The organism is Runella sp. R5_40, assembly GCF_057652295.1.
This window is the reverse complement of the sequence record NZ_JBYFCH010000023.1, coordinates 91,111-101,058: the sequence shown is the minus strand read 5'-3', so window position 1 is coordinate 101,058 and position 9,948 is coordinate 91,111. Positions and strand designations below refer to the sequence as shown.

Genomic DNA, 9,948 nt, shown 5'->3' with positions numbered 1-9,948 from the left:
ATGTGGAATTTTTCCTTTATCGGCTAACGCAGTTATATGCTTAATCCAAGTTGCTCCACAAATTTTGGTTTTGATCCCTATTTTGGTCGTAGAGGGCAAAATAGCCCCATTTTGGAAAAGGACAGACTTCTTGGCGTTGAAAACCACTTTTACCGCTGGGTTCACGGATTTGTTGACGATTATTCTACCGTTTGTTTCAAAAAGATATGTTTTGTAAGTCAGTGGAATATCGATGACAATGTCATTGGAAGGGCATTGGTATTCATAAGCACCTGCGTCGGGACGAAAATTTTTAACCCGTGTTTTCCCCGCTAAATCTTTGCTGCCTGCGGAGTCAGTGGCAATGGAGGAAAGGTCGCTGAAGTCGTACGCGGGGGATGATTCTGAACTAAGTCGGAAATTAGCACTAGCCACGTCCTGAAAAAGGGGATTGGACGAACGAGAGTTTTGGTCTTTGGATTCGTTGGTTTTAAAATTTTGGAGTCCATAACTATCGCGTTTTTCAAACATAAAGTGGGGATTATTGGTAAAAGTAGAGTGCCAAATGTTGTAGTCAGCGCTCAGCCCAATGACAAATTGAGCGGCGGGTTGCCAGCTATTCAAGAGTTTAGAACGCCCGCTGATGGAGGAGTAAAAAATATTGTTTCGGATGGTGCAGTTTTCTGAGTAGTCCAAATTAAGTTCGCCGTAATCTTGGGGCGATGTTTCAGAAGGCTCTAGTACTGAACTGTTATAATTGTTGACGCAGGTATTATTGATTATCCAACAATCTTTGATGCGTCCATTTTTACACCACGAAGTTTCTTTACAACCGCCTAAGCCAATTCCTCCTCGTGAATTGTTGTAAGCCAGGTTGTTGCGAATGATTACCTTTTCGGCGGCAGCGTTGACGACACTAAATTGGTTTTCGCAATTGATTTGAAATCCCCGTTGACCGTTTCGGCAGGTATTTTGTTCAACCACAATGTTCTTTCCGCCATCGACATAAATGCCTGCGGCCAAGGCGATTGGGCTTTTGCAGTTTTCTACCAGATTGCCCCGAATGATTCCGTTGCGCGCTTGGGAGTTGGAGGCGGAATTGTTACACCAGTTGTAATACCCTGCGGCTACAATTCCAATATTTCCAGTGTTATTGATATGGTTATTACTGGCAAGGAAACCATCGACATTACCGACAAAAGTTAATGCTTCGCTTACTCCCGTACGGCAATCAAAAATCGAACAACTATCGACGACAATGGCATTGATTGAGGTGGTTGAGTGGCTTCCACAAACTACGAAGGGGTTGAAGCCTGCGTTGGGGGAGGCGTAGAATTGGCTGAATTTACACTTCTTTAGTTCGAGGTGATGGGACGTTCCTTCTATCTTGATTCCCCAGGCACTCCCCGTTAGATTTTTAAAATGAAATCCCTTGATTCTGACGTAGTTTTTGCTACTAATAAGCACAAAATAAGCTGCCGCGGCATTGCCATCAAAAATGGGTTCTTCGTTGGCATAGTTAAGAAATTCGATGTACTGATTAGCGTTGCCTGAATTGGGGAAGTTGATGTAGGTTTCGTTATAAGTACCTCCTCTAAAATAAACTTTGTCGCCAGCGGTGGCAGTACTACACGCTTTTGCAAACGTTCGCCAAGGTGTATTGATATTGGTGGGGGTAGCGGAGGCATCGTTCCCGCTTGGGGAAACGTAAAAAATACGCTGCGCTTGAAGGCGGCTTACCGATATAAGTGCTACAAAAATGAAAAGGAAGCGTTTCATTGGCTATTCGATTTAAAATGAAAAGACGAAGAGTAGATTTTAGTTGTAAATTGAAAATTTTATTAGTTGAAGTCAACATTGGAGGAATGTTTTTGCTTAACAATTTATCAAGCGTCAATTTTTGGTGAAGAGGTATCTGGTTTTAGGTTGAATCCTGTATCTTGCTTTTTTTTCAAACCAACCTATTACTTTACCTCCTTTTCATGAAAGAATCACTGGCGGCTCTGGATTACATTCGCCTCAATTTTTCTGCCGAAAGTTCGGCGGTGGTTAATATTGCCCTTGGCCTCATGATGTTTGGGGTGGCGCTTGACATCAAGCCGCATCATTTCCAAACACTGCTTCAGCATCCACGTCAGTTACTGGCTGGAGTTCTTAGTCAGGCAGTGGTGATGCCTGCGGCTACATTTTTGTTGGTCATGGCGTTGGGCGATAACATTACGGTAGGGGTGGCGCTAGGGATGATTTTGGTAGCGGCTTGCCCAGGGGGAAATATTTCCAATTTTATTACTTCGCTTGCCAAGGGAAATGTAGCGTTGGCAGTGAGCCTGACGGCCATAAGTACGATGTTGGCGGTCGTTATGACACCATTCAATTTTACTTTTTGGGGAAACTTGTACGCTCAAAGTAGCTCGTTGGTACGGCCGTTGTCGCTCGATTGGCGAGAGTTGCTCAAGTCGGTATCTATGATTCTTGGCTTACCAATGATTTTAGGAATGCTATGTTCTTATTATTTACCCAAAGTTGCTTTGTTTTTGCTCAAACCATTTCAGGTGTTGTCTTTGTTATTTTTTGTGGCGTTAGTAGTCATTGCCTTTACCCAAAACCTAGCTATTTTCTTAAACCACATTGGTTTCGTGTTTGTGGTGGTTTTGCTGCAAAATACACTCGCAATGGCTACGGGCTACGGAATGGGCGCCGTCTTTGGGCTTTCAAAACAAAACCGCAGAACGCTCAGCATCGAAACGGGAATTCATAATTCGGGGCTTGGACTGGCCTTATTGTTCAATCCCGCCGTATTTCCTGTGGATTTACCTTTGGGTGGAATGGCCATTATCGCAGGTTGGTGGAGTATTTGGCATATCTTGGCAGGAACGTCGATTGCATTTTATTGGAGTAAAAACAACGCATAATAAAACCTAACCATGACCACATCAGCTATTTCAGTAGGGGTAGTTGGACTAGGGCTTATGGGGTGCAGCATTACTACTTGTTTGCTAATGGCAGGACATAAAGTAGTAGCAGTAGCTCCCTTGCCTTTGGATGTCCCAACTGCCCAACCGCGTATTCATGAACACCTTCAAAAATCGCAAGCGGAAGGATTGACTACTTTTGCGCCCGAGCACTTTTTTGCTCAATTAACGATTACGGAAGACTACCACTTGCTGGCCGATTGTGCGTTGGTCATTGAATGTACGCTCGAAAGTTTGCCCATAAAAAAATCGGTCTATGAGAAAATTGAGGCTGTTGTCTCAAAAGAAGCGATTATAACGAGCAATACGTCGGCGATTCCCATCAGTATTTTGCAAAAAGAAGTGGCTCATCCTGAGCGATTTTTGGGACTTCACTGGGCGGAACCTTCGCACACAACCCGTTTTTTGGAAGTAATTTGTGGGGAGTTGAGTGATGTGTCAAAAGGAGAGTGGTTGTACGAAGTTTCCCAAAATTGGGGAAAAGAGCCTACCTTGGTTCGCAAGGATATTCGTGGGTTTATTACCAACCGCTTGATGTATGCGCTTTACCGTGAAGCGTTTCATTTGGTGGAAAATGGCTACGCGACCGTAGAAGATGTGGACCGTGCCTGTCGAAATAATGCGGGTTATTGGATGACGTTGGTAGGGCCGTTTCGGTGGATGGATTTGACGGGCGTTCCCGCCTACCATACCGTGATGAAAGATTTATTTCCAACCCTCAGTACATCCACCGAGGTGCCGAAGTTAATCGATGATATTGTAAAAGAAGGAGGGAAAGGGGTGGCCAATGCACACGGTTTTTATCCTTATTCCGAAGAGGAAGCGCTTTTGTGGAAAAAAACCTTTGAGGAGTTTAGCTACGAAATTCGAGCGTTAGCTTTGCGTTATCCAGCCGACGTTATCAAAAAGAAAATGGAACAAAATGGATAAAAAAATACCCCGATTCATACTTGAGTCGGGGTATTTTTATTTTTTAGATATTTCCTTTTTTGCGTTCCTTCACGGCGAAGTCAACGGCGCGGGCCGTCAGTGCCATGTAAGTAAGTGATGGGTTGACGCACGAAGCTGACACCATACAAGCACCGTCGGTAACGAAAACGTTTTTGCAAGCGTGTACTTGGTTGTTGCCATTCAAGACCGATGTTTTAGGGTCGCGGCCCATACGAGCAGTACCCATTTCGTGAATCGCCATTCCTAACCACGAACCACGGTCGTACGACTTCACGTTTTTCACCCCCGCTTTTTCAAGCATTTCGGCGGCGTCATTGGCCATATCGACGCGCATCTTTTTCTCGTTTTCTTTGAGTTCGGCGTCAAATACGACCAGTGGCATTCCCCACTTATCTTTTTCTTTCGGGTCGAGGTACATGCGGTTTTCGTGGTAAGGCAAGGTTTCTCCGAAACCACCTAAGCCCATGCTCCAAGGTCCTGGTTTGGTCAATTCCTCTTTGAAGTCAGCGCCAAAACTCAATTCGGCGACGTTGCGTTGCCAACTCGCACGGCTTCCGCCTCCTTGGTAGCCAAATCCGCGTAGGTAATCACGTTTGTCGTTGCCAATGTTGCGGTAACGTGGCACGTAGATACCGTTGGCGCGGCGACCGAAATAATATTTATCGGCATCACCTTCCCACGTTCCACTCGCTCCCGTGCGGAAGTGGTGATCCATCAAGTTGTGTCCTAGTTCGCCGCTGTCGTTTCCAAAACCTGTAGGGAAACGATTTGAAGTTGAATTTAGCAATACGGCCGTTGTGCCAAGTGCTGAACCGCAAACAAAAATCAAGTTGGCGTTGAAGATACGTTCCTCAAGCGTTACGGCGTCAACCACGCGTACGCCCGTCGCTTTTTTCTTGTTTTCGTCGTAAATCAAGTTGGTGACAACCGAGTCAGGGCGCAGGGTTAATTTACCCGTTTTTGCGGCCAAAGGCAACGTACACGATTGGGTACTGAAATACGCGCCAAACGGACAACCCAAGGCGCATTTGTTACGGTATTGACAAGCAGCACGTCCGTTGTCAACCATAAACTGCGAAGGTTTGGTTAAGTTCGCTACGCGACCGATGGTCATCGTACGGCCAGGGAAATCTTTTTCAATGCGTTTACGAACTTCTTTTTCAACGCAATACATTTCCATTGGAGGTAGAAATTCGCTGTCAGGAAGCTGAGGCAGTCCTAGTTTTTCTCCCGAAATCCCCGCGATTTTTTCTACGTAACTATACCAAGGTGCAATGTCTTTGTAGCGAATCGGCCAGTCAACGGCAATGCCGTCTTTGAGGTTGGCTTCAAAATCAATATCACTCAAACGGTACGATTGACGCCCCCACATGATGGATTTTCCCCCTACAATGTTGGGACGGTACCAGTCAAAGCGTTTCACTTCTTTGTACAATGAATCAGAGTCGTTCATCCAATACTTTTCCGACATCTCGTTGTACGGATAATCGCGACTCAATTTTGGGTGCGTTTCTTTTTGCTCTACCGTGAGGCGACCGTTGTATTTGGTTTGCCAAGGGTCTTTCATGGCATTTTCGTAGCCCGTTACGTGGTCTAATTTATGCCCTTTTTCGAGCATCAAAACGCGTAATCCTTTTTCGGTGAGTTCTTTGGCAGCCCAGCCACCGCTCACTCCCGAGCCCACAACGATTGCGTCGTAGGTCATTTCTTTTTGTGCATCTATGTTTAAATACATTGGAATCTAAATTTGAAACTACTGGATAGATAAATGAACGTATCAGTTCGGCATTGCTCGAATTAAAGTGCCCAGGCTTTTTGTCCTGGTTTCAGCGGAACACATCCTTCAAAACGTCCAGGAATTGGTAAATACTCAAGTGCTTTTGTAGCCCCAATCTCTGATGTGAAATACCCTGTCACGGTCAACTCTTTCATGCGCAAGAAAAACGCTTTATCGCTGGTAGTGAGTGATTTAACAGCCTGAATTTTTTGAGCGGCGTCGAGTTCAACAAAACTTTTTCCAAATGAAGAACGGCTGTCGGTGTTCAATTTGGTAAGCCCTGCATAGAACTTCTCTTGGTCTTCTTTGGGGAAACAATCGCGCATGACACGCACGATAAATTTCTCTACACCAGCGGCTTTGGCACCTGGGGTAGAAGTAGTTGGGATAATGACATCGGCTAATTCAGAAAGAAAAGCTTCTTGCTCTGCACTTACAGGAACGCTTTCGCCGAAATTCGTTTTTTCTCCGAGCACTCCAGCCATTGCGGGTGCGGAGATCATGCCCCCTAAAAGGAGAGCAACCTGCTGTATAGCATCTCTACGGTTCATGTTTGTATCGGGTGGTTTTGTATTTATAAAGTATAAGGTAGGAATATCTTACTATTGGTCTGTGCGAAAACAATCAGCAAGGGTTATTTTTTTGTGAAATAATCCCACGTAGCCTTTCCAATATCGGCAATGATTTTTTCATTGGTGGCTTCGCTTTCGGTGGAATTGGTGACAAATACACTGATGAAGACAGGACTGCCCGAGGGAAGGAAAAGTACCCCAATGTCATTGACAGCGGCGGTTAGTCCTTCGGCGTTGGTGCCCGACGAACCTGTTTTGTGAGCGAGCACCGTTTCGGCGGGAAGCTGACTTCTTAGCCGATTTTTGCCCGTTTTTGTTCCTTTCATCACCGACCACAAAAATTCATGGCTTTTGGATGAAAGCAATTTTCGTGAATTAAAATAATAGGCCGCCAATAGGTCATTGGCTGCTTTGGGGGTAGTCCAGTTTTGGTATTGTAACTCCCAGTTTTTTTGCATCACTTGTTCGTTGATTTTAATGGATACGTTCTTAAAACCACGACCCAGCAGGTATTGTTCGACGGCCTGTGGACCACCGAGTAATTTGAGGAGCAATTCGCAGCCGACATTGTCGCTTTCAGCTACGGTGTATTCAATGATTCTGGAAAGCTCGATGTCGCCGCCGTTGGGATACGCATCGCGGAGGGGACTGTACAAATCAGGGATAAGGTCAGCTTTTTCGACCTTGATGGGTTGGTTTAACTTAAACTTACCCTTGTCCACTTCCGACAACATCGCCAGTCCAATGTGTAATTTAAAAACGCTTTGCATCGGAAAACGGCCATTTCCGTAAAAGGACAACGTATCAGTGGGAGTAGGTCCCAAGATGGCGACGCCGACTTTTACTTTTTTGCCCGCGACGATTTGGCTAATTTTTTTCTTCAAATCGGGAAGCTGGGCCGAGGTAGTGAGTGAAAAAGTGGCAAAAAGGAGAAATAAGAGGCGTAAAAAGGAGGTCTGCATAGTTTGTGAGTGGGTCAACTTGAACAACGCCACGAAACTAGGCAGGAAAAATGAGATTCAAAATTAAAGGAAATTTAGTAATATGACGAGCGAGCTACCTATCGCTACTAAGTTTTTGTTTGATATTTTTTACGAATTCGACTGAGACACCTGTGATGTCAGCAATTTGTTCAACAGTAAGGCTCAATTTTTCAAGCAAGTTTGTAACAAACTTTGTTTGTTCCTGTTCTCGTGCTTTATCTTGCCCAATCAAATAGGCAACATCTCTTTTTTCATCTATATATTTCGCAATGCTATCCATGACAATATCTTTTAATTTTGATTCCAATTTACGAAGTTGTGCTAACACTCGCAATTGATTGAAATACTTTTTAAACGAGAATTCTCCATTTGTAGTTTCGTCAAGGCGTTGGATTATATTTTTCAAAGCATTTTCGGGCATTTCTCCGTCAAAATTGGCCAAAATAGCCAACACAATTTCTTCGGGCTTGTTCGATTTGAGAAACAAATTGTAGTCTATGGCTTTGATTTCAAGCAAGTTGTATTTGAAAGTTAGATTGATACTTTGTAGCTCAGTTGCCATTCTCACTTTGCTTGTGCCTAGGTAGATGGCATATTGATGAACGGGTAATTCGTATTTGCGACTTAACATGACGTAATATTCCAACATCCGATAAACCATAGTAGTTAGGAATATCCAAAGGAGAAGAGCTAATTAGGCACTCACTTTGCGAAAACTCTATATAACGAGGGAACGCGCTAAAAAACGGAGAGAGAATAAGATAATATGTTAATTTTGTTACCTCGTAGAGGTCTACGGCTGCCTACTGAGAAACACAAAAAGCAACTGAATTGTCATTTAACTTGTTATAAATACGCTGTTTATTAATCTATGTAACACCCCGAAATTCTGGTTAATTATAATTTGCGAAAGTGTTGCTAGACAGAGAATATGGATATTAACGCATTTTTTTGGATGACTAAACTATTATAAAATGCCATTTCAAAATCCTTTGACAGAAGAGATATACAAACAAAAAAGGAATAACGTTGTAAATCGCTTCCCTTTTTTAACATCAATTCAACATATTATATCCTTTGAGGATTATTATAAAGCTACTCCACAAAGATATTACAATAAAGAGGCTTTTAGCGATTTTTTGTATTTTTTGAATATATTAAAATCTGATTGTTCGCACACCTTGAATAGGTTATTGGTTGAGCGAGAAGAAAAGATAAGTTTAGCTATTACAAATCTCGAGTCGGTAAATAGTCGGGAAATTCATAATGTTGCTTTGCCAAAAGAATTTTATCTCTCTCATTTTATTCAAGAAAATATATTATTTAACTTATTGAAGCTATGGGAAAGTCCTTTGTGCGAGTTCTTATATATAGTAGCCTTTTTTTCAAGAAATGATAGAGGGGTAAGTACTGATAAATTAGATATTTTTAATATAGTTGAGGAGTTGAAATTTCTGCCAACTAACTTTGAGAGATTTAAAAAATACAAACGCTTATACAATAATACTATTAGAAATGGCATTGGACATGGCAAAGTGGAATATTTAGAAGATCGAATAAATTTTATTGCTAGGAATGAAATAATAGTGAAAGAAAATAGACAAATTGTTGGTATTTTTGATGATTTATTAGATGTTTTAAACGGGTTTTGTTTTGCTTTAAAGACATTTTATTTAATAAATAAAGACTATCTAAATGAACAAAATATCAATATTCCCAACTCTATAATGCTTCAAGAGGTGGTAGCAAGTACTTCTGCTCCTAAATGGAATATTAAGGGGTATTTAGAAAGTACTATCCAAGATAAAAAACACATAAATATCTTCGTTGAGACAGAGTTTAGAGATTTAACCACTTTACGCATCAATATCTTCCATACAGGTATTTTAGCAGCGGAACTTACAAATAAATATGATATAATAAGTCTACAATTGCAAAATAAGTTGAGTGGGCTTGCAGTAATTGATGCTAAAAAAGTTCGTGAAATCAGTTTAACGCACCCGAATCCTCAACTGGTAGATTATATACAAAAAGCGTATTTTCAAAACTTAGAATTGCTATTTTTTTCAAAGCCTGATTCTTGGAATATTCTTAGAAGAATTAATACTATGAGATATATTGCTCAATTATTAATTCCTATCTACTTCAAACATTTTTATAAGAAATTTAGAAGAAAGTATGAAATAATCTCTACCAATATTCACTCTAAAAAGTGTTTTAATGTAGTTGAAGGAAAGGTTATTTTGGACTCAACAAAAATTGAAGATATACAATTGTATGTAAAGAGAAATTATAAATCAATAATCAAAGAAGTAGTAAAAAATGCAAAGGCAGATAAAGGTATTTTTTCAACTTTATGGCTACTACCTGCAAAATTTGTGACCGTACAAATATATAGTGATAATGTAAGGGTAAGGGAATCACGAATCTCTAAAACTAAAGGAATTCAAGTTTGTTCACTCAGACTAAACAGCACAAAATCTATTGAGACACCAATTGCTTTTCCAAATAGTACAGATGTCATGGGTAACTATTCGATTTTATGGAGTGATTACTTGGACGAAATTGATTTATAGAGAGTTAAGATTCCTGTCAGTGTGAGTTTCGAGGTAACCTCTTGTAATTAGTCGTCGTGGTTGTAGAAAATACCCACTTCTGTCACTCCTTAGAGGTCTAAAATCGCCTATTTGGAAGTAGAAAAGGCAACAGAGTTG

Annotated in this window: 8 protein-coding genes; 3 read left to right on the top strand and 5 right to left on the bottom strand. The window is 41.6% G+C overall.

The genetic code is table 11. From position 1 onward, the window contains the following. Positions 1-1,758, bottom strand: a 1,758-nt coding sequence (locus tag AC23N5_RS26590; RefSeq protein WP_487757868.1) for a right-handed parallel beta-helix repeat-containing protein, incomplete at its 3' end; no start/stop codon positions are given. A gap of 203 nt (positions 1,759-1,961) precedes the next feature. Between AC23N5_RS26590 and AC23N5_RS26585 the strand changes: the two genes are divergently transcribed. Together AC23N5_RS26585 and AC23N5_RS26580 are read left to right on the top strand one after the other, a co-directional pair. Beyond that, complete coding sequence (locus AC23N5_RS26585) at positions 1,962-2,891, top strand: bile acid:sodium symporter family protein (protein ID WP_183972916.1); 930 nt, start codon at positions 1,962-1,964, stop codon at positions 2,889-2,891. A gap of 12 nt (positions 2,892-2,903) precedes the next feature. Further along, positions 2,904-3,881 carry a 3-hydroxyacyl-CoA dehydrogenase family protein gene (locus tag AC23N5_RS26580; protein WP_487757867.1) on the top strand — a complete coding sequence of 326 codons (978 nt, stop codon included), beginning with the start codon at positions 2,904-2,906 and terminating at the stop codon, positions 3,879-3,881. A gap of 43 nt (positions 3,882-3,924) precedes the next feature. Here AC23N5_RS26580 and AC23N5_RS26575 read toward each other — a convergent pair whose 3' ends face one another. The 4 genes from AC23N5_RS26575 to AC23N5_RS26560 form a co-directional block, all read right to left on the bottom strand. Further along, entirely contained in the window at positions 3,925-5,637 is a 1,713-nt protein-coding gene (locus tag AC23N5_RS26575) for a GMC oxidoreductase (RefSeq protein WP_487757866.1), read from the bottom strand. Positions 5,638-5,699: 62 nt separating this feature from the next. Further along, the gene (locus AC23N5_RS26570) at positions 5,700-6,230 is read right to left on the bottom strand and encodes a gluconate 2-dehydrogenase subunit 3 family protein (RefSeq protein WP_487757865.1); all 531 of its coding nucleotides are present in this window, start codon (positions 6,228-6,230) and stop codon (positions 5,700-5,702) included. An 83-nt stretch (positions 6,231-6,313) separates the two neighbouring features. Beyond that, a complete protein-coding gene (gene bla / locus AC23N5_RS26565) occupies positions 6,314-7,213 on the bottom strand; it encodes a class A beta-lactamase, subclass A2 (protein WP_487757864.1) in 900 nt (299 codons plus the stop codon). 94 nt (positions 7,214-7,307) lie between these two features. Further along, positions 7,308-7,751 (bottom strand): hypothetical protein, encoded by a 444-nt coding sequence (locus AC23N5_RS26560; RefSeq protein ID WP_487757863.1) that lies wholly within the window; start codon positions 7,749-7,751, stop codon positions 7,308-7,310. A 457-nt stretch (positions 7,752-8,208) separates the two neighbouring features. Between AC23N5_RS26560 and AC23N5_RS26555 the strand changes: the two genes are divergently transcribed. Continuing rightward, positions 8,209-9,810, top strand: a complete 1,602-nt coding sequence (locus AC23N5_RS26555; RefSeq protein WP_487757862.1) for a hypothetical protein — start codon at positions 8,209-8,211, stop codon at positions 9,808-9,810. Positions 9,811-9,948: the final 138 nt, after the last annotated feature.